This is a genomic window from Candidatus Poriferisodalis sp. (genome assembly GCF_965214215.1).
Taxonomy (GTDB): Bacteria; Actinomycetota; Acidimicrobiia; order Acidimicrobiales; family Poriferisodalaceae; genus Poriferisodalis.
This window is the reverse complement of the sequence record NZ_CBDCBD010000002.1, coordinates 316,411-335,902: the sequence shown is the minus strand read 5'-3', so window position 1 is coordinate 335,902 and position 19,492 is coordinate 316,411. Positions and strand designations below refer to the sequence as shown.

Genomic DNA, 19,492 nt, shown 5'->3' with positions numbered 1-19,492 from the left:
ACCCCCTCTGCGGTCTGGCGAATCTCAGGGACGGACTTCGTAGTACAGGTTTGCGGCGTCGCTGAAGTCGTGCTCGGTGAAGCGCGTGAATCCTGCGGCTGCGGTCATCTCGCGGGCCTTGTCTGGATAGAGACCGAGGGTGCCAAGCCCCATGCCGTCGGGTTCGCTCAGCGCCGACTGCAGGCAGCTCGTGATCGAGAAGCCATAGAACATGGCCAGCATCGGGTTGCGCTGGTCCTGGTCGAAGTCGCCCTTTGAGCGGATGTCTTTGATGAGCAGCGTGCCGTCGGGTGCCAGCGCCCCCCGGATTGCCTCGAGCGCGACATCGGGCCGGGGCATGTCGTGCAGGCAGTCGAACGTGAGTGCGAGGTCGAAGTCGCCGGTGGCGGGAACATCCGCAGCACCAGCTTCGACGAAGGTCGTGTTTTCCAAGCCTTCGTCGGTGGCACGTTCCTCTGCCTGTTGAATGGCGATGGCCGACGGGTCGAAGCCGACGACCTCGGAATTTGGCCACTTCTGTGCGATCAAACACGCTGACACGCCCGCTCCGCAGCCCACGTCGAGCACTTTGGCGCCGCGTTCCAGCTTGGCTGCCACGCCGTCGAGGCCGCCCAGGATGACCGAGGTGAGGTTCTGACGGCTGAACGGCCCGGTGGTGCGAGCCAAGCCGGCGGCCGCCCGAGGGCCCTGCTGCTCGTAGGTCATGCCGATGCCGGTGCGGAACGAGTCGAGGATCAGCTCCAAGACGTCGTCGCCGAGCCCGCCGCGAAAGGCGCCCATGGCGAAGTGCAGGGAGCCCTCTTCATCGACGAGCAGCGCCTCGGCTTCGGGTGACAACGAGAATGCACCGTCGTCATGATCGACGAGGCGAGCAGCGGCAACGCCGTACAGCCACTCTCGCACGAGCCGCTCGGCCAGGCCGGTGGCCTGTGCGAGGTCATGGCTTGTCGCAGGCTGGGTTTGGGAGAGGGCTGCGAACAGTCCGAGCTGGTCGCCGATGTGCAGCATCGCCGACACCATCTCGCCCTTCTTGTACGTCCACACTTGGAATGCGAGCTTCTTCAGGAGTTCGGGATCGATCTCGCGCCGCTCGGTTGCAGTCTCAGCCATCCCCAAGACGCTACCTGCCAGCGTCTCGTCGCTCCTGAGGGTGCGCACGTTGTCGAGACGTCACGCCCTGAATCACTCCTGGACTCGCGATTCCACCCCGGCTGTCAGCCGTTGCAGAGCGGGTCGTCGCTGTCAGGCGGCTGGTGGAAGCACAAGATCGCCTCGACGCCGACGTAGGTGAACTCCCACGGCTCCGGCACCGGGCCTTGCCGACCGCCGTCGGGCGGGTAGCTGGGGATCCAGCCGTGCTTCTTGGCGTTGGCGAAGTTGTCGGCCGACAGCCACTCATAGGCGGGCGTCTGCCCGAAGTCGCTATACCCGGCCTGACCGATGTCGATTGCGTATCCCGTGTGGTGCTTGGAGTAGCCCGGCGGCGCTGACAGCTTCAGGCGTTCTGCAAGGTCACCGAACTCATAGGGCGCCTGGAGCGGACGCAAGAACAATCGTCGCTGGTGCTGGTGCCCCCGGTACGCGGACCTCAGCACCAGGGCGAAACCGTGCTCAGCGGCGTCTGCTCGCAGGGCCAGCCATGCCGAGGCGGCAGGGCGCTGCAAGGCGAGGCCTTCGTCGATGAGACGCAGTTGCGCGTTGTCGGCCGGCAGCGGTCGGCGCCGGTAACCGCGTTTGACGGCCTCGGCGCGAATCCGATCGTCCAACCCGGCTGAGTCGATGATCGTCGGCGCATTCGAGATCGACGACAGGTTCGGCAGCGCTGCGGTGCTGAACAGCCGGTTGAACTCCGGTCCCGTGAAGTGCGGGAAGTGCAGCGAGTCGATGTCTGCAGGAGCGGGCTCTCGCCAGCGCGATGCGGGCTCGTCCCGGGTTGTCGCGGGCGTCCATGGCCCGATGATCGGCTCATCGATCCGAACCTGGGGTTCGATGACCGCGGCACCGAGCGCGCGCGGTCCCACCAAGGCAGTCAGCCCGAACGTCAATGCTGCGACAGCCCAGCAGCACCGTCGCCAGCGACGGGAACGAACCTCAGGCAACACCGCTGCGCTCATCGGTACGCACGAGGGTGCGGTACAGATCGGCATAGAGGCCCTCCGCGGCGAGGAGGTCGCCGTGACGGCCCGTTTCGACGAGGCGTCCCCGGTCGAGCACCAAGATCTGATCGGCGTCGGTAATGGTCGAGAGGCGGTGCGCAATCACCACCGCGGTCCGTCCGGCAAGCGCAGTCGCGAGTGCGCTTTGCACCAACGACTCGTTCTCGCTGTCGAGGTGACTGGTGGCCTCGTCGAGCACCACGATGGCAGGGCGCTTCAGCAGCACTCGGGCGATGGCCAGCCGCTGCTTCTCGCCACCTGAGAGCCGGTAGCCGCGCTCGCCCACGACGGTGTCCCAGCTGTCGGGCAGGCTGGCGATGAGCTCGTCGATGTGGGCGGCCCGGCACGCCTCGTCGAGTTCTTGATCGGTGGCCTCAGGTCGGGCATAGCGCAGGTTCTTGGCAATGCTGTCGTGGAACAGGTGCGGATCCTGGGAGACGACGCCGATGTGGGAACGCAGCGACTCCGAGGTGACGTCGCGCACGTCGTGCCCGTCGATGAGCACTGAGCCGCTGTCGACGTCGTACAGCCTTGCAACGAGCGCAGCGAGCGTTGTCTTGCCCGCGCCCGACGGCCCGACGAGCGCAACGGTCTGGCCCGGCTCGATGACGGCCGACACCGCTTCGAGGGCTGGTCCCGTCAGCGCCTCGCTCGACGGCGCCCCTCGCGCGCCCTCGACGCCCTCGGCCCCCTCGGGCGTCGCTGGCACGCCGTCGTGCTGCGGGGGCGTCGCTGGCACGCCGCCGAGCTCAGCAAGCACATTGCCGTCGGCCGGCGGGTAGGCGAACGTCACGTTCCGCAGCTCGATCTTCCCGACGAGAGTGTCGAGCTCGACGGCGTCGGGACGGTCCGCAATCGGATTCGGCAGGTCCAGCACGGCAAAGACTCGCTCGAAGGAGACCAATGCCGTCATCACGTCGACCCGGGCGTTCGTCAGGCTGGTCAGCGGCGTGTAGATGCGAACCACCATCAGGCCCAGCGCGACGAGCGTGCCGATGGTCAGCGATCTCGAGATCACCAGATGCGCGCCCACCCAGTAGAGCAGTGCTGCTCCCACGGCGCCCACCAGGCTGAGGCCGATGAAGAACGCCCGCCCGTAGAGCGCGCTGCGCACCCCGATATCGCGTACGGTGCGTGCAGTGCGGCTGAAACCAGCCCGTTCGACGTCATGGCGTCCGAACAGCTTGACCAGCAGCGCACCGGCCACGTTCAGGCGCTCGGTCATCACCGTGTTCATCTCGGCGTTGTGCTCCATGCTCTGGCGGGTCAGCGCCTGCAGCTTGCGGCCGACGCGCTTCGTCGGAGCGATGAACACGGGGAGCAGCGCCAGCGCCAGCAGCGTGAGCCGCCACTCCAGCGCCAGCATCGCGATGAGCGTGGTGGTCAGGATGATCGTGTTGGACACGACCGAGCTGAGCGTGCCCGTGAAGGCCCGCTGCGCGCCAATGACGTCGTTGTTCATGCGGCTGATGAGCGAGCCCGTCTGCACATGGGTGAAGAACGCGACGGGCATGCGCTGGACGTGGTCGTACAGGCTCACGCGCAGGTCGAATATGAGACCCTCGCCGATGCGCGCCGACCACCAGCGCTCGATGAACGACAGGCCGGCCTCGCAGAACGCGGCTGCCACGATGATCCCGGCCAACACGTTGAGCTGCCACCGGTCTCCCGCCGGGATGGCGTCGTCGATGATTCGCCCGAACAGGATCGGCGGCACCAAGAATGCAAGCGCGCCCAGCAACTGCACCACGAGGAATCCCGTGAGCATCCCCTGGTACGGGCGTGCCAACGACGCCGCGCGGCGAACCGTGCCGCGCTCGATGTGACGACCCTTGATGCCAGCCGGGTCGTGCCCCATCGCGCCGTGCGCAGAAGCCATGGTCACCACGCAGCGCACGATACGAGCCGCGAGCCGCGTGGATACATGCGCCCGCTACGAAGGCGGCAGCACCCTCAGCGACCAGCGATCCAGCAGGTCGCAACGTCGCAGAGTCCCCTGCCGGCTCCCGAGCTCAGACATCTGTGCCTGTTGACGTGAGTGCTCAGACGTAGGGCCAGCGGCGCTTCGAGGTTGTCGATTCGGCAGACGCCCCATCGGGCGGCGCTGGCTCGGTGAGCGCCCAGCGGCGGCGCCACGCCGATGCCGTGGGGCCCTCGAGGCCGGGGCTGTCGGCACTGTGCAGGCGTCGGCGGGCCGCGAACCAGTTTCCGGTGGCGGTCTCGTCGGCGAGTCCCTCGACTGCGGCCTGCAGCCGTTTGGTGAAGCGGCGGTTGTTCTCGCCCTCGTCGAAGCTCAGCGGGCGGCCGAAATTGATCACCGACCGGGAACGCCTTGGCCACGCGCGGCCCTTGCGCAGGATGTCGAACGTGCCCCGGATGTGCACGGGCACCACGGGTACACCGGCCTGCTTGGCCAGGAACGCCGCGCCGGGACGGAACTGCTGCCCCCAGCCGTCGCGCGAGCGGCCTCCCTCGGGATAGATCACCAGGCTCCAGCCGCTGCGCAGCAAGGCGACGGCCTTGTCGATTGTGCGTCGGTTCAGTGCGGTTCGCTCGATGGGGATGGCGCCGACGAAGAGTGCAGAGATCGCCGACGTGACGCGGTTCCCGAAGAAATAGTCGGAGGCGGCGCCGACGATGAGCCGATTGCGCCACGGCTCGGGCATCGAGGTGGCGATGACCGCGGTGTCAGCGTGGCTCTGGTGGTTGGCGGCGAACACGGCTGGCCCCTCCAGCTCGCTGAGCCGGTCGACTCCCTTGATGGTCGGCTGGGCGTAGTACCGCACCATCGTTTGAACCACCGTGTCGCGCGCGGCACGGCGGGCGACCCGCGCAGGAAAACGCCGAGCCCAGTCGGTGTCGTAATTGGCCCCCACGTTCGTGGGCAGGGGGGTCTGCCCGCGGGGCGTCGGCGCGGCCCGCAGCGGAAATTCCGTGGTGCGCATGATGCGCGTCACCGAGGCCTTCTTGCGCCCCGAGCGCTTGGCCCCGAGGTGCGTGATACCCGGCTTCTCAGACGACATCGGCCATCAGCATGGGCGGATTGTGAACATGGGTGATCGAGGGGTCGCGCCCGACGACGTCAGTGGCCATCTCGAGCGCATCGTTCAGCGTCGAAGCTGAGCGGAAGCCCAGGCGCCCCACAGCGGCCTTGTCGCCGCCGACGATGATGACCCCGCCGAGGTGCTCCAGCGCGTGCGCGCACCAGTACCACATGTAGAACGGATGAACGCCGTGGTAGGCGTATGACGTCCGGTACAGGTGCCGGTACCACTCGTCTTCGGCGTAGCGCTTCTCGTAGCGATGCTCGATGACTTCGGGATCGGTGGTGTCGGCGAGCACCTCTTCGAAGAAATCGATGTAGCTGGGATGGTGCACCGGGTGGAACTCCCACGGCGTGGGGTGCGTCATGATCACCACACCCCCTTGGCGTACCAACGGGCGGCCCCGGTACAGGTTGAAGAAATACCCGAGCCCCAGACAGGCCACCAGGATCGGGTTCATGATCGAGTTGACGTTGTAGGGGCACAGGTAGGGCAGCCCCATGGTGAGAACGTCGGTCTGGCCCTCCACCCGCACTAGGTGCTGGCGGTACACGTTCTCGAGCGTCTGTCGGTGCACAGCCTCGACCTCGCCGGCTTGCACCGAGGTCAGCCCGTAGGGCGCCCGGATGCCGTGGAAGATGCGTCGGGCCTGCCTGCGAGACATCAGGTCCAGTGCAGTCTTTGTGCCCATCAGCATCATGCGATCCCGCGCGGTCATCTCCCACTCGCGGCGCTGCAGAAATCCGTACTGGGAGGGAAAGGTGTCGTTGTTGAGCGTCGTCTCGATCTGGAACACCTTCACGCCGGCCTCTGCCAGCAGGCGTCCTTGGCGCCAGTTGCGGGTGTGCAACTCGGAGTGCTCAGGGTCCATGAACGAGGTCGAGTGGCGCATCGTGTGCACGTTGTGGTGGTGGCGAAGCGCTGTGTAGGGCGACAGCCCGGTGGCGACGCTCTTGTGGCCGCCGTCCATCGACACCAAGTTGATGTTCACATACACCAGCAGGTCCGATTCGACGGCCCGCTTGGAGATCACCACCTCCTCGCCGGCTTCGGTGGTTCCCAGGTGGGTGAGCGCGTCGGGGTCCTCGGCGTCGAAGTTGTAGAGCTGGCCGTGGGGGGCGAACGCGTCGTACACGCGGTCGCCGACGGCGTGGCGCAGCTCGGCCTCGGTCATGCGGCGATGCAATGCGAGCGCGGCAATGAGCTCGACGTCGTCGACGCCGGCTGAGGCCGCCAGGTCCAGAACCTGCTCGATGATCCGGCCGCGGATGTCGGGGGCGGCCATGGGGGGAAGCGGCAGCGAGATGTCGTCGAAGGCGATGGTCAGCTTCATGCCCGGCTGCATGTAGGCGGCCAGCGGTTCGCGATCGCCCAGCGGATTCGCCAGAGCGTCGGCGATGGCGCGCTCGGGGTCGCGGAGGGGTTCGAGGGGTTCGTTGGGATACACGACCCTGCTGCCCGTCGGCAGCTTCTCCAATCGGAGTCCTTCGCCGTGGTGGAACAGGATCGGCGGGGTCGTGCGGTCCACGTCAAGGACGAGACCCTTGCGGGCAGTCACCACCGGGACTCCTCCCGCTCGCCGCCGCCGACGGCAGCCCTTCGGCGAGACCGGTGAGTCCGGTCCAGCCGATCAGAATTGGCGCGCACGCGCCACGGCGGCGCAATGGGCAGCAGCGGACGTGGGCCGCCTGGAGAGCGTTCCCAGTTCTCGCACAGCCATCCCCGCTTGTCGGCAATGGTCACGAGCCGTGTCTCGGGATTGACCGCCACGGGATAGCCCACGGCCTCCAGCATCGGCATGTCCGAGGCCGCATCGGCATACGCCACGCCCTGGGCCAGGTCGAGCCCTTCGCCCGATGCCCACTCCACCATCATCTGGGCACGCACCTCACCCGTGGGCGGGACATCGATCATCTCGCCGGTATAGCGCCCGTCGCGGCTGTCGATGCGCGCCGCGATGATGTGGTCGAACAGCGGTGCCAGAGGCTGGACTGCCAGCTCTAGCGCGCCGGTGATGAGAACAGTGCGGTGGCCTGCAGCCCGGTGTTCGCGCACCCGCCGCAGCCCTGCGGGAAACGCCTTGGTCAGGATCAGGTAGCTGAGCATCTCGGCTGCGTCGGCATCGAGCTGGCCTACCGGCGCCCCCTTGTAGCGTCGGTAGAAGTGGCGCAAGAAGTCGGTGCGGTCGAGCCGGTCGCGCCGCCACAGCCCTGGTGTCTCGGCCAGGGTGCGCAGAGCGAATCGCATTCGCTGGGGCGTTTCGAGCCTGCGGGTGGCGAGCCAGGAGTAGGTCTCCACCACGTTGCTTGCGATGAGGGTGTTCTCTAGGTCGAAGGCTGCGAAATGGCGGGCGGGGTCGAGCGCTGCGGTCCGCAGCCGCTGGTTGCGGCTCGGCCCTGTGCGGGGCTGGGGCGTGGTCTTGACTCGGGCCTGTGCGATGACGCTCGGCAGATGGATGTCTGCGATGTAGGTGGGCCAGTCGATGACGCGGGGGTCGAAGCCGAACCTGTCGCGGTCGGCAGGGAGAAGCGATTCCCACAGCTCGGTGGTGCGGTCGATCTCATACAGCGCTTCGCACTTGCCATAGGCGCCGTACAGCAGCACGTAGTCGCGGATCTGCTCCAGACTGGAGCGCCGCTGCGCGAGCCGGACGGTGAAGTCGTTGCGGCCGCGCATGGGCAGGCGATGCACGACTTTCTCGGCGGTGTTGAACAACGACATGGCCCGATCGAGCTGTTCTTCCAGACCGCTCGCGCCGGCGAAACGCCACTGGGTGCTGGCGGTGGGATGACCCTTGGCGTCATAGACGGGGTGATCCTGGAACCACTGCATGGTCGTGGTGGTCAGCACCTTGAAGCGCAGCGGGTTCACAGCGCCTGATGCCACTTGGAAGATCTCGGGCTCGGGCGCCGGCCCTCGTGCCGCGACGGCGATGATCGCCGCAGCCACCATGTCGACGGGGATGACGTCGATGATGCCTTCGGGATAGCCGGGGAAGGTGTCGAGCTCACCCTTCGCAAACGACACGAACAGCGGTTCGGCCATCCGGAAGCCGCGGATCCAACCCGGGTACGGCTCGGAGAAAGCAGATTCGATGATGGACGGCCGCACGATGGAGATGGGCACATCGCCCTGCAGCTCCACCAGTGCCTGCTCGCCGAGCGCTTTCGAGTAGGTGTAGACGTCTGGCCATCCCAGCGAGGTTGCGCGGCTGCGGCCCGCGGTGACCATCTCGGCGTCCACCCATTCCCGGCGCAACTGCTCGGTCTTGGCGGCGAGCAGGGGCAAGCCGGCCGGGCCGAGTTCCTCGCGGGCGTCACGATGGAAGCGGCGGAGGCGATCGGGCGTGCGACTGGTGGCGTCGAGGTCGGCTCGAGTGCGCCGGGCTGCCGACACTTCCGCCCGCCAGTCCACGTCCATTGAGAATGGTGTGTCTGCCAAGAAGACTTCCGACGCCGAGCCACGCCGGTTCCCGGCGACATAGCACGTCGACACGGCAATCACGTGCGGTGCGGTGCCTTGGCGCCCGCAGGCTTCGAGCAATCGGTTCGGGCCCAGCAGGTTGATCTCGATCGATGCGTCGAGCGGGCTGTCGAAGCTGACGGTTGCGGCGGAGTGGATGATCACATCGCAGCTGCAGAACAGCTCGAGGTCTTCAGGCGACAGGCCCAGCCCGTCGACGCTCACGTCGCCGGACACGACGGTGATGCGGCGGCTGCAGATGTCGTCGAAGTCGCTGCCCCACGCGGCGCGGAGCCGATCGAACGCGTCGTTGCTCAGGATCTCGCGTTGCACGCGCCGGTGCACATCCCTGCGACGACCCGGGCGCACCAGCAGCACCAAGTCGCAGTCGGGCACCGAGCGCAGCAGTCGCTCGACGAGCGCCGTGCCCAGAAAACCGGTTGCACCGGTGATGGCAATGCGCTTGGCAGCCAGAGCGTCGGCGATCACGACGTGTTGTCTAGCCCCAATGAGTGCCAGATACGCGCACGACCGATTCATCTTCCCGCTCGGGCAGTCGTTCGACTGAGACGGCAGGCGTTACCGAGGTCACAGCGGCGCGTCGGCGGGGTGAGCCAGAACCCCGGAGCGGAGGTGCCGCGGCGGTGAGTTCCGGCTACTGGTCTGTCGGCGCCGTGGCGAGTTCTGCGAACAGCCGGGCGCAGGCTCTCACTGCCCGCCAGCCGCATGACAGGGCGTAGCGCTCGTAGTCGCTTCCGGGTGGTCCGAAGGTGGCCAGGTCGCGGCATGCCGTTGCATCGGCGGCGCCGCAGCGTTCCCATAGCTGATCCAGGTACTCGTCGTTGCCGGGCGGCGGGTCGTGCGGCGTTCGACCTGCGAGCGCAGGCGGAGCGCCGTCGTTGCCTACCAACAGTGCACAGTCGCCCCTGGTGCGGCCGCCGCAGGTCCAACCGAAGCTGGCATACGCCGATCCACCCGGCGCGGACAGCACGAGCTGCGCACAGGCGCGGCTGCTTGCTTCCCCGCACGCCGTCCACCAGCCGTCCAGTTCTGGGATGTTTCCCGGGGCCGGCGAGGCGGGATCAAATTCGACGCCCAGCAGGCCTGCATCGGCGCCGGGTCCGCCGAGCAGCACATTGCAGTGCAGGTTCTCGCGTCCGCCGCAGCTGAAGGCGAAGGCCTCGTAGTCGCTGCCGGCGGGCGACTCGAACAGCAACGCGTTGCACGCAGCGGCCGAGCCCTGCCCGCACACGACCCACAGCTCGTCGAGCGCTTCGTCGGTTCCGGGCGGAGCGTCGGAGGGATCGAAGAGCGCGGGAGCACGCACGAGTGCCGCGGGCAACGCCGCGTCGCGTTCCTCTGCAGGGGTGCGCACGCGGGTGTCTGGCGTCGCTGCGGAGCCTGAAGCGCCGCTGTCGAGCGCGCAGATGTCCCTGGCGATGTCTGCCAGCGGTTCGTCGGCGGGTTCGAGCGGCAGCGACAGTTCTGCGGCATCGATCAGGCCGAGGGCGGCGGCCAGACGGTCGCGCTCGCACGCCGTGAGGTCGGACTCCGAAGCAGTGCCGCCGTCGGCGACCGAGATATCCGATCCGCTGCATCCCAGCAACAGCGTCGCAGCAGCAAGCGTCAAGAGAAGCCGACGAGATGCTGCCAAGCCGACCCGACCTCGAAGGTTGTGTGTGGTCTTGCTGGCATCGCGGCAGGACGGCATCGAATGAAGTCTGCTGCTTCGCGCAGCATGTGCCATCACCCGGTTACCCCGAGGGCATCGTCGAGCCGCGACCACGGACCCGGCACCTCCATTCGCGATGTCTCCGCTCTCCCAACCTGTGCAACTGGTGAGCCGGGTCGCCATGCTTCGAGAGCGCTCCTTGAGCGCCATGCGCAGTTTGGGACCTGTTGAAGGGGTCGCGGTCTGGTTGCTGACCGTAGCTCTCGGAACGATCGTCGTGGTAGCGGTGTTTCTCGTCCCGTGGCTGACAGACGTGTTCGAGGTGTGCGACCCGTACCACGAGTCTGCCAACACACCGTACGGCTGGACCGTCGCGTGCGGGTCGATGGCCGCTTCGCTGGTCTTCGCTCGGCTGATCGGATCGAAGCCGGTGATGTGGGTGGCTTGGGGTTCGCTTCTGTTGCATTGGCTCGCATGGCACTGGCTTCTCACTCCCAATGACCCATGGTGCGTTTGACAGACAGACGCGTGTGTTTAGTGAAGCCAACCACTCCGACAATGCAAGGCTACAATATGCCAATGGCACCGCATCGCGAAACTAAGTAGTCGGCACCGTGTCGATGCGGTCGCGGGTTTCCCGAGCCGCCAAAGGAGTCTTGATCTGTTCGATACTTCTCGTGATGGGTTGCGCTCCAACTCCACAGGGCGCTACGCGCCAACAGGAAGATCAGTACCGATTGGCTGATGATGAGCCCCTTGGCACTGTGATTGCGGAACAGGTCCCGACATCCACGTTCGCAAGCACTACAACACTCGGAACGACTCATGTGATCTTCGCTCCAAATCCTGACGACGTACTGCCTCTGCCGTGGGCCGATTTCCATGAAATGTACGAACTCACCAGCTTCGACAGCGAAGAGATGCTGATTGAGGGCAGGCTAGAAATTGAAGGCAGATGCGCATATATCGGTTCTCAAACTCCCTACTCGTCAACTATAGAAGAGCCGAGCCGCTTAGTCCTTGCCTTGCCTCGCGGGAGATTCCAGTATGATGAGTCGTCAGGCGAACTTTGGATGCACTATGGAGACCGGCAAATTGAAGGACCCATCGATGTCGGCGAACGCATAAGTATCGGGACTGGTGCCGGGTATCTGCGCAGCGAGGCCTGTGGCAATGAGATCATTGTTTCGACGCACTCCATATGGGGTTGCAGGCGCCACTTCTCGGTACAGTATCCTTTGTGCGAGATCGAAGAATATGCCCGCTACCATCACATTCAGCGTGACGAGGCCCGACGACGCTTTGAACTCTTTCCGGTCTTGCAGGCTACGTTTGAGGAATTGAAAGAAATCGAATCGGACCGAGTTGCCGGATGGGGATTTGATCACGGATCGGAATTTGCGGCATGGTTCTCGCTGACGGGTGTTGAATCGCCGAGTGAGGCCGCCCTGGCTCTCGTCGATGAGCATGATGATCTTGAGATCCGAACCGGGGCCGAGACCAGCTACAACCGGCTGCTTGAGGCCCACGCGGCGTTCGCCGACGGGCAAGACTTCTACTTGCCAGTCGACGCCGCGTTGGAAAACATCGCACGCTTCGAACTGGCCGATGCAGTCACCCGCAGTTGGATCGATCCCTCCGAAGGTCACCTCGGCATCGGTGTCGACACCGACTGGATGCCGCGCCAAGTGGCCTCGGCGCTCTTGGCCAGCGAATACGGCAGCTACTCCGACGCTGCCGCTGTTCCAAGCCATATTCCAAGGGAAGAGCTGCTCGCAACCATTGAGCGCATCATCGCGCAACGCCTCGATGTACCCCTGCTTGTGCAGCGTGCCTCGATGCGCCGTTGACCGGGTGTTCTGCGCGATTCACTGCCGCCCGCTGAGGGTCTCGATCCGCTACACGCGACTGACAGCGGTACTGCGGTGACGCAACCGGCGAGCACCCGCCGCGAGGTCACGCCAGCTTTGTGGCGATGGACCCCACCGATCGCAGGGCCGTGCCGTCGGCGCCTTGTGTCACGAATCGGCGAGTGGGCTTGTCTCGCGCTTCGGCGATGAGATCGTCGAGCAGCTCGATGAGGCTGTCGCCCTCGTGGGACCAGAAGTACCAGCTCAGAGAGCCGGGGATCGGGTTGATCTCGTTCACCCACAGCCCGGTGGGGTCGTCGCTGCCGTCCCACAGGAAGTCGATGCGCATGACGGACCGGGCCATCACAAGATGGCTCACCTCGACGGCGGCAGCGCGCAGCGCAGTCTCAATTGCGGGGGGCAGCTTGGCGGGCAGCTCTCGTGGCGCTGTCGCCATGCCGCCGCCACCGGTGAGGTACTTCTCGGCGTAGGTGTAGATGGTGCTGTCGCTGCGCAGCGGACGCTCCACAGCGCTCAACCGCAGTTCAGGCCAGGTGCGCAGCGAGATGTTCAGGTCGATGACGTCGCTGAGGTACCGCTGCACCACAGCCCCGTCACGCAGCAGCGGCGACGACCGGGTCAATGCCCGTGCCGTCGCGAGGTCAGCGACGATCTCGATGCCGATCGACGAGCCGCCGAAACGCGGCTTCACGATGAGCGGCCCTTCCGACAGCTCGGCTGCGGCGGCGTCGCCCCGCAGATCCTCGGTGAGCAGCCAGAGCGGCAGCGTCGAGAGTCCAGCGGATTCCGCGGCGCCGCTGAATGCCAGCTTGTCCATGCAGATTGCTGCGCTGAGCTGTCCCGGACCGGTGTAGGCCAATCCCGCCAGGTCCAGCAGGGCGGGCAAGCCGCCGTCCTCGCCGGGGCCGCCGTGACAGCAGTTGACCACCACGCCGACCGGCAGCGGTCGACGGCGCCGCTCGGCTCGCACAAACCCGCCGCCGGGCTGAGCGGCCAATTCGATTTCCGTTGCTGAGCGCGGCAGTCCCTCGGCGAAGGCCGACGCTTCGATATCAGGCGGCACTTCGTGCCACGTGCCGACCGGCGACCAGTACAGCGCCACCGGATCGCGCCCAGCCTCGGCGAGCGCATGCACGGCCTGCAACCCCGTCAGGATCGAGATGTCGTGCTCGGGGGACGGCCCGCCGAAGCAGACCCCAGGACGGGTCATCGGCGCGCCCTCAGGATTCTCAGCCGTTCCATGCGGGCCATGTTCTCACGGCGGCGCTACTGGTCACGTACTTCTCGATGACGTACGTTCTAGCGGGCCCCGGGCACCGAGGGACGGCCGTCGTCGGCTGATTCGCCTCGGGTCTGGCACAGACTCAGGTTGTTGTCGGAACGCTAGGGTCGGTATGTGGAATTAGACGGCCGCGTGTCAGCAACATTGCACATCGCCGATGCCTGACCAGCACAGCCCCGTCCCGGAGCCCATCGAGGCAGTGAGTGCTGCCAAGCTTGTTCAGGACTATGCGTTGGGCCGCGCGGTGCCGCAGCGAAGAACACTCGCTGGCGAGCCCCGTGCGGACTTTGACCAGCTCATGCCAAAACGTCGGCCAGCCGTCGTGATATTGCAGGTAAGCGCCGTCTTGGCGCTCTGCATCGTCGTTGCGATTGCAACCGCAACGATTCTTTTGTAGCAGGGTGCAGAGCAGGACCCGACTTGAACCACTTGGTTTCGCTCTGGGTTGCCTTCGGGGGAAGCGCCAACGGGCGCTGACCTGCGGAAACGCTCAGCCCGTCCGTTACGGTCACAGGTCCATCACCAGCGTGACTTCAGGTACTGTCGGTCGATGGCGTCTGACGGGGGACTGTCGGACGCTCCCTTGTCAAGCGGCGAGTGCGAGGGGCTGGTTTCGGGCGGTTTCGTCGCGCCACATTCGGCGGATGACGCGGTTGGCGAGTTGGCGTTTGTGGGCTCGTCTGGCTTCGCGTCGAGTCTTGCCTTCGCCGGCTTTGCGGGCGAGGTAGGCGATGGCTTCGGGCTGGGTGCGTTGTTGGGTGACCGACACGATGTGCAGCACTGAGTTGATGCGCCGGTCGCCTCTGAAGTCGAGCCGGTGCTTGACCGGATCGCCGGCGCCCTCGCCTGAGGAGAGCGCGACGGCGCCGGTGCCGCACCAGCGGGCGAACTTGGATTCGCGGTCGAACCTGGTCGGGTCGCCGACCTCGCACAGCAGCGTCGCGGCTGAGATCGGGCCGACGCCCGGCTCGTCGCGCAGGGTGGTGTCGTGGTTGTCGAGCAGCTCGTCGATGAGGCGTTCCAATCGGAGGATCTCGCGGCGAGCTGTGCTGTCCTGGTCGATGAAGTTCTGGAGCCAGCAGAGCCGGTATTTGCCGGCTGGGGTCGTGCATGTGTCGGGGTCGATCCCTTCGAGGCGGCGCAGCCGGGCTTCGATCTTGCCGGTCGTGGTGAGCAGGTCGCGTGTCTCGGTGGGCAGCTTGGAAATCTGGTCCGCGACATGGTGCAAACCCAGCGTGCGTGCGGCTACCAGAGCACGACGATGCTCGAGCACGGCCTCGATCTCGGCCACGGCAGGGTCATAGGCCTCCAGCGTCTGCACGGGTCCCAGCGTCGGCTCGACCAACAACGCGCGGGCCGACGCGACGGCGTCGGTCTTTTCGAGCCGCCGGCTGCGGCGCTGCGCCGCCGAACGCGACGCGGGCACCTAGCGGGCGTCGAACCCGGCCGCTGCGAGTGCGATCGCGGCGTCCGCGCCCCACTTGGCTGATCCCTCGACGCCGACGTGGCGGACGTCGTGGGCGTCGAGCAGGTCGATCGCAGCGCCGTAGCCGACGGCGGTGTTGTCGAACGTGTCGTGAGTGATCGCGACGCCGTGGGCGTCGACGATCCCGACGGTGAAGGTGTCTTGGTGGGGGTCGATTCCCCCGACTCGCGGTGTCATGGGGTGCTCCTGGCCGAAGTGATGTTCCGGTGGGTCCGGGACGGCAGGGGCGCTTCGTCACAACCGAGTCGAGACAGTCAGGCTCCCTTCAAGACAGGAGCGCTCCTGCCGGTCCCATGCTCGACGCGACAGGTCTGACAACAGGCACACGACCAAGAGATTGTGGAGTCATCGCCGAGCGCAGGACCGGACCGTAACCCCCTGGCTGGGAGCCCCGGCGACATCAACAGTGACACTCGAGAGGTTTGTGTAAATGGCGTGGTCTGAGGGTCCGCAGCGTTGGGCTGCGGGCCGGGACCGATCATGTCTGCGGCTGATCAAAATATGCTGGTGGTGCCGGCGGGAGAGGCCGTCGGCGAGACGGCGATGAAGGACTGGGCTGAGCTGTTGGTGGCCCAGGCGCGTGCGGACGGCGTGGAGCTGACCGGCGAAGGAGGCTTGCTGACCGGGCTGGTGCGCCAGGTGCCCCGGGCCGGTCTCGAGGTCGAGATGAGCGAGCATCTGGGCTATGAGCGTCATGCTGTTGCGGGCCGCGGGTCGGGGAACTCTCGCAACGGGTCGACGCCCAAGACTGTCAAGACCGAGATCGGCGAGGTCGAGCTGGCGGTTCCGCGGGATCGTGCTGGGACGTTCGAGCGGGTGACGGCGGCGCAAGCACCGCCGCCGTCTGGACGGGCTGTCGGGCAACGTGATCTCGCTGTACGCGAAGGGGCTCACTACCGGCGAGATCCAGGCTCATCTCGAGGAGATCTATGACACCTCGGTGAGCCGGGAGACGATCTCGAAGATCACCGAGGGGATCGTGGCCGACATGGCGGCGTGGCAGAACCGCACCGCTCGACCCCGTGTACGCGGTGCTGGGTTCGACGCGATCGTCGTCAAGGCCTGCGACTCCCAGGTCGCGAACCGGCCCACCTATGTCGCCATAGGCGTGGATCTTCAAGGAGAAGGCGACGTTTTGGGCATGTGGCTGGGACCCGCAGGCGGCGAGGGCGCCACCCAGTGGGCGACGATGCCGGCCGAGCTGCGGAACCGCGGCCTCGCCGACGCGTCGGTTCGTGTGCTGCGACGGGCTGAAGGGATTGCCCTCCTCGATCCGGGCGACCTGGCCCGAAGCGACGGTGCAGACCTCGTTAGTTCATCATGGGTAGGCCCCGAAGGGTTCGGGGTGTCATCCGCGTCGGCGGAAGAGAACCAGTGCAGGCCGACCCAGGAGGTCCGGACGCGGTTCGCCCAGTTGGCCGGCGACTGGGAGGACGCCTACCCCGCGATGATCCGGTCGTGGCGGCAGTCCTGGGACGAGTTCGTGCCGTTCGGGGAGTTCCGGCCCGAGCTGTGCCGAGTCGTGTACACCACGGATGAAATTGTCAAGTGTTGGTGTGGGGGCGTTGGGGCTGCCAGTGGGCGACGAGGACTTCGTAGGCGTGTTCTTGTTGCTCGACGAGGGCTTTCTCGGCGTCTCGCAGCTGTTTGATGTGGTAGTCCCGCGACGGCCCCGCGTGGGGGCCGGGCCGAGGCGGGGCGCCGGCGGCGAGCTCGAGGCTTCGGCGTTTGTGCGCGACCAGGCTGGGGCGGGCGAACGCGTAGTCCTCGTCTTTGGTGATGAGGTGCCAGCACAGCACCGTCATCTTCCTCGCGGTCGCCACGGTTGCGATCTGAAAACCGCGGCGCTGGTTGATGCGTCGGTGGAACGCTCGCAGCGGGCCCGGGGCACGCGACGCCGAGAACGCGGCCTCGACGAGCATCCCGCGGGCCTGGGCACGACCGGCCTTGGTGATCCGGCCGTGGGCTGCGGGCCGGTTGCCGGACTGGCTGACCCGGGGGTTCAGCCCGAGATAGGACACGAGGCGATCGGGAGACTCGAACCGACAGAAGTCGCCGACCGCAGCAACAATCGACGCGGCGACGACCACGTTGATCCCCGGAACCGTCATCAAACGAGCGATCACAGGGTCCTCCACGGCATCGGCTGCAATGTCGCGCTCGACTTCGGCGAGCTCGTCGCCGCCGAAATCGAGCTGGCGCAACAACGCGTCGACGCTGCGCTGCTCATCGGCGGGCAGCGCCTGGGCTGCGAGCCAGCGGCGGCCGACGCCGCCGAACAGATCAGCGTGAGGGCATGTCGGCACCAGATTGCGCGACAAGATGGCATGCACCTGGTTCTTGAGCCGGGTCCGCTGACGCACCAGATGAGTCCGTCGAGCCACCAGCCGCCGCCGCATCGCGGTCCGCTCGTCCCCCACCCACGTCTCGGGCAGGAAATCGGCCGCCAACAGCTGAGCGAGGATGCGGGCGTCGACCTTGTCGGTCTTCACCTTCGCCTCAGCGATCGCTCTGGTCTTGCGCGGATTGGACACCACCACCCTGGCCACGACGTCGCGCAGCATCACCGCGATCGCATCGGAGTTCGTCGTCGCCTCGAGCGCGATCTCGTCGTCAGGCTCGAGGAATTCCTCCGCCCAAGCTCGCAGGTCCTGCGGGCGCACCCCGATCCTGCCCTCGTCGCGCACCAGCCCGTCCTGCTCGACAGCGATCTGCGCGAACGAGCGATGCACATCCATCCCGATATGACGCACCACAGCAGCGTCTCCTCTCCAACTACGGATCGAGGAACCGCCGGGCGGACACGACAAAAACGGATTCGCGCTCGCAGCGCAGCCGGGCCAGTCGCAGGGGCGGCCAAGTACTAACACGAGCTCGCAGCTCAACGTGTAGATCGGCCTGCCCTAGCTGTTCCTCCTCGACACCCCGAACCCGGCAACCGCGAACCTACGATCCGACAGCGGCCAGCGCCCGAGACACCAGCAATTTCATACCCGATACAAACGCCATAGAAAGCCTCAACGCCAGATTCCGGCGGGCAGTGCGCCATCGAGGGCACTCACCGCAACGAACAAGCCGCCATGAAGTGATTCACCCTGGGTTTTGCGCAGGCTGAATGTTGTGGTTTTCTGTCTTGTTGTGGTCGGTTCTGGTCGCAGCGTAGGCGGCTTCGAATTCATCGGGTGACATGTCGTCGAGGTAGCCGTGGATACGGTCGGTGTTCCACCAGTGGACCCAGCCGAGGGTGGCGAGCTCGACGTCGTCGACGGTGCGCCATGGTCCTTGGCTCGGGCCGCGGATCAGTTCGGTCTTGTAGAGCGCGTTGACCGATTCGGCGAGGGCGTTGTCGTATGAGTCCGCGACCGACCCGATCGAGGGCACCGCGCCGATCTCGTCGAGGCGTTCGCTGTAGCGGATGCTGGTGAACTGGCTGCCGGCGTCGGTGTGCGCGACGAGTCCTTCGAGTCGGGCGCCGCGTGCCCAGCGGGCCATCTCCAATGCGTCGAGCACCATCTGGGTGCGCATGTGAGAGGCGGCCCGCCAGCCGACGATGCGACGGCTGTGGGCGTCGGTGATGAAGCACACATAGGCGACGCCGGACCAGGTGGGCACATGGGTCAGATCGGCGACCCACAGCCGGTTCGGGCCGTCGGCTGCGAAGTCGCGTTCGACGAGATCAGCAGGCCGGTCCGCTTCGGGGTCCGCCCGGGTGGTCCGCAGTTTCTTTGTCCGCCTTATGCCCCGTATGTCCAGCATTTTCATGAGCCGAGCCACTTGGTCGCGGCCGATGTCGTGACCGGCGCGTCTGGCGGCGATCCACAGCTTGCGCGCCCCGTACACGCAGTAGTTGGCCTGCCACAACGCCAACAAGATCGGCATCATCTTCGCGTCGCGCACCGACCGCTGCGACGGCGGCCGCCGTTTCGCGGTCCAATACGTGGAAGGGGCCACCTGCAGCGCAGCGCAGACGGGATCGACCCCGAAGCGGGCACGGTTCGCGTCGACGAACTCGACGATCATCGCTGTCGGCGGTCGAGCTCCGCCCCGAAAAAAACCGCTGCCCGCTGCAGGATCTCGTTCGCCCGGCGCAGCTCACGATTCTCCTGGCGGAGCTTCTTGAGCTCGGCGTTATCAGCGGTCGACGCCCCTGCCCGTGTCCCGGCGTCGATCTCGGCTTGGGCCACCCAGCGGCGCAGCGACTCGGGCCCATAACCCAGCTGCGAAGCCACCCTGGTGACCGTCCCCGCCGAAGTGCCCAGCTCCTCGCGCAACGCGAACACCATCCGCACCGCGTGCTGCTTCTGCTCAGCCGAATACCGACGAGACGTCGCCGCCGGCCCCGCATCTGTGTCCATAGATCCCATGCTCGCTCCAATCCTTGGAGCCTGCGCGAAACCCAGTGCGAATCAAGAGTCATGTGCCGGCGAAGCGAGAGAGTTCAGCACGGCTCGAAGTGTGAACGATTGCCATAGTGCGTGCAGGTGCCGCCACCAGTTGGCTGGCTGTAGAGCCAACGCAC

The 19,492-nt window shown here is 66.3% G+C and carries 15 protein-coding genes, 3 pseudogenes and 1 other annotated feature; of the genes and pseudogenes, 6 read left to right on the top strand and 12 right to left on the bottom strand.

The window, feature by feature from the left end; translation table 11 throughout:
* Nucleotides 1-24: 24 nt before the first annotated feature.
* The 7 genes from ACOOF5_RS01775 to ACOOF5_RS01745 all read right to left on the bottom strand — a co-directional run bounded on the left by ACOOF5_RS01775 (nt 25) and on the right by ACOOF5_RS01745 (nt 10,316).
* Nucleotides 25-1,110: a class I SAM-dependent methyltransferase gene (locus ACOOF5_RS01775; protein ID WP_420435982.1), complete on the bottom strand. Its 1,086-nt coding sequence runs from the start codon at nt 1,108-1,110 to the stop codon at nt 25-27.
* A gap of 104 nt (nt 1,111-1,214) precedes the next feature.
* Nucleotides 1,215-2,102 carry a M15 family metallopeptidase gene (locus tag ACOOF5_RS01770; protein ID WP_420435980.1) on the bottom strand — a complete coding sequence of 296 codons (888 nt, stop codon included), beginning with the start codon at nt 2,100-2,102 and terminating at the stop codon, nt 1,215-1,217.
* Nucleotides 2,092-4,035 carry an ABC transporter ATP-binding protein gene (locus tag ACOOF5_RS01765; RefSeq protein ID WP_420436317.1) on the bottom strand — a complete coding sequence of 648 codons (1,944 nt, stop codon included), beginning with the start codon at nt 4,033-4,035 and terminating at the stop codon, nt 2,092-2,094. Before ACOOF5_RS01765 ends, ACOOF5_RS01770 begins: the two co-directional genes overlap by 11 nt.
* A gap of 163 nt (nt 4,036-4,198) precedes the next feature.
* A complete protein-coding gene (locus ACOOF5_RS01760) occupies nt 4,199-5,179 on the bottom strand; it encodes a lysophospholipid acyltransferase family protein (RefSeq protein WP_420435978.1) in 981 nt (326 codons plus the stop codon).
* A complete protein-coding gene (locus ACOOF5_RS01755) occupies nt 5,169-6,758 on the bottom strand; it encodes a lactate racemase domain-containing protein (protein WP_420436315.1) in 1,590 nt (529 codons plus the stop codon). The genes ACOOF5_RS01760 and ACOOF5_RS01755 overlap by 11 nt, the downstream gene beginning before the upstream one ends.
* Nucleotides 6,755-9,151: an HAD-IB family hydrolase gene (locus tag ACOOF5_RS01750; RefSeq protein WP_420435976.1), complete on the bottom strand. Its 2,397-nt coding sequence runs from the start codon at nt 9,149-9,151 to the stop codon at nt 6,755-6,757. Before ACOOF5_RS01750 ends, ACOOF5_RS01755 begins: the two co-directional genes overlap by 4 nt.
* Before the next feature lie 166 nt (nt 9,152-9,317).
* Entirely contained in the window at nt 9,318-10,316 is a 999-nt protein-coding gene (locus ACOOF5_RS01745; protein ID WP_420435974.1) for a hypothetical protein, read from the bottom strand.
* Nucleotides 10,317-10,581: 265 nt separating this feature from the next.
* On the opposite strand from ACOOF5_RS01745, the gene ACOOF5_RS01740 reads away from it, so the two are divergent.
* Nucleotides 10,582-10,851, top strand: a complete 270-nt coding sequence (locus ACOOF5_RS01740; RefSeq protein WP_420435972.1) for a hypothetical protein — start codon at nt 10,582-10,584, stop codon at nt 10,849-10,851.
* A 220-nt stretch (nt 10,852-11,071) separates the two neighbouring features.
* On the top strand, nt 11,072-12,184 hold the full coding sequence (locus ACOOF5_RS01735) for a hypothetical protein (RefSeq protein WP_420435970.1): 1,113 nt from the start codon (nt 11,072-11,074) through the stop codon (nt 12,182-12,184).
* A gap of 106 nt (nt 12,185-12,290) precedes the next feature.
* On the opposite strand, the gene ACOOF5_RS01730 is transcribed toward ACOOF5_RS01735, so the two are convergent.
* The 3 genes from ACOOF5_RS01730 to ACOOF5_RS01720 form a co-directional block, all read right to left on the bottom strand.
* Nucleotides 12,291-13,415 (bottom strand): D-alanine--D-alanine ligase family protein, encoded by a 1,125-nt coding sequence (locus tag ACOOF5_RS01730; RefSeq protein ID WP_420435968.1) that lies wholly within the window; start codon nt 13,413-13,415, stop codon nt 12,291-12,293.
* A gap of 658 nt (nt 13,416-14,073) precedes the next feature.
* Nucleotides 14,074-14,913 (bottom strand): transposase, encoded by an 840-nt coding sequence (locus ACOOF5_RS01725; RefSeq protein ID WP_420435966.1) that lies wholly within the window; start codon nt 14,911-14,913, stop codon nt 14,074-14,076.
* Nucleotides 14,914-15,150: a hypothetical protein gene (locus ACOOF5_RS01720; protein ID WP_420435964.1), complete on the bottom strand. Its 237-nt coding sequence runs from the start codon at nt 15,148-15,150 to the stop codon at nt 14,914-14,916.
* 324 nt (nt 15,151-15,474) lie between these two features.
* Here ACOOF5_RS01720 and ACOOF5_RS01715 point away from each other — a divergent pair.
* The 3 genes and pseudogenes from ACOOF5_RS01715 to ACOOF5_RS01705 form a co-directional block, all read left to right on the top strand.
* A pseudogene (locus tag ACOOF5_RS01715) lies at nt 15,475-15,850 on the top strand (transposase); the annotation flags it as partial.
* Nucleotides 15,839-16,153: pseudogene (locus ACOOF5_RS01710) on the top strand (transposase); the annotation flags it as partial. The pseudogenes ACOOF5_RS01715 and ACOOF5_RS01710, both read left to right, overlap by 12 nt.
* 55 nt (nt 16,154-16,208) lie before the next feature.
* Nucleotides 16,209-16,301 carry a transposase gene (locus ACOOF5_RS01705; RefSeq protein ID WP_420436313.1) on the top strand — a complete coding sequence of 31 codons (93 nt, stop codon included), beginning with the start codon at nt 16,209-16,211 and terminating at the stop codon, nt 16,299-16,301.
* A gap of 216 nt (nt 16,302-16,517) precedes the next feature.
* Here ACOOF5_RS01705 and ACOOF5_RS01700 read toward each other — a convergent pair whose 3' ends face one another.
* On the bottom strand, nt 16,518-17,711 hold the full coding sequence (locus ACOOF5_RS01700) for an IS110 family transposase (RefSeq protein WP_420436311.1): 1,194 nt from the start codon (nt 17,709-17,711) through the stop codon (nt 16,518-16,520).
* 260 nt (nt 17,712-17,971) lie between these two features.
* On the opposite strand from ACOOF5_RS01700, the pseudogene ACOOF5_RS01695 reads away from it, so the two are divergent.
* Nucleotides 17,972-18,059, top strand: a pseudogene (locus tag ACOOF5_RS01695) (transposase); the annotation flags it as partial.
* Between the two features lie 4 nt (nt 18,060-18,063).
* Here ACOOF5_RS01695 and ACOOF5_RS01690 read toward each other — a convergent pair.
* A protein-coding gene (locus tag ACOOF5_RS01690) for an IS3 family transposase (RefSeq protein ID WP_420436309.1) occupies nt 18,064-19,328 on the bottom strand; the annotation gives its coding sequence in 2 pieces (ribosomal slippage) (nt 18,064-19,028 and nt 19,028-19,328; 1,266 coding nt in all).
* Nucleotides 18,916-19,032 (bottom strand) — a sequence feature (AL1L pseudoknot). (Overlaps the previous gene by 117 nt.)
* Nucleotides 19,329-19,492 lie beyond the last annotated feature (164 nt).

Coding starts and splice junctions, on each gene's coding strand:
- ACOOF5_RS01775 (WP_420435982.1), bottom strand. CDS start 1,110: ATGGCTGAGACTGCAACCGAGCGGCGCGAGATCGATCCCGAACTCCTG.
- ACOOF5_RS01765 (WP_420436317.1), bottom strand. CDS start 4,035: ATGGCTTCTGCGCACGGCGCGATGGGGCACGACCCGGCTGGCATCAAG.
- ACOOF5_RS01760 (WP_420435978.1), bottom strand. CDS start 5,179: ATGTCGTCTGAGAAGCCGGGTATCACGCACCTCGGGGCCAAGCGCTCG.
- ACOOF5_RS01730 (WP_420435968.1), bottom strand. CDS start 13,415: ATGACCCGTCCTGGGGTCTGCTTCGGCGGGCCGTCCCCCGAGCACGAC.
- ACOOF5_RS01720 (WP_420435964.1), bottom strand. CDS start 15,150: ATGACACCGCGAGTCGGGGGAATCGACCCCCACCAAGACACCTTCACC.
- ACOOF5_RS01700 (WP_420436311.1), bottom strand. CDS start 17,711: ATGGATGTGCATCGCTCGTTCGCGCAGATCGCTGTCGAGCAGGACGGG.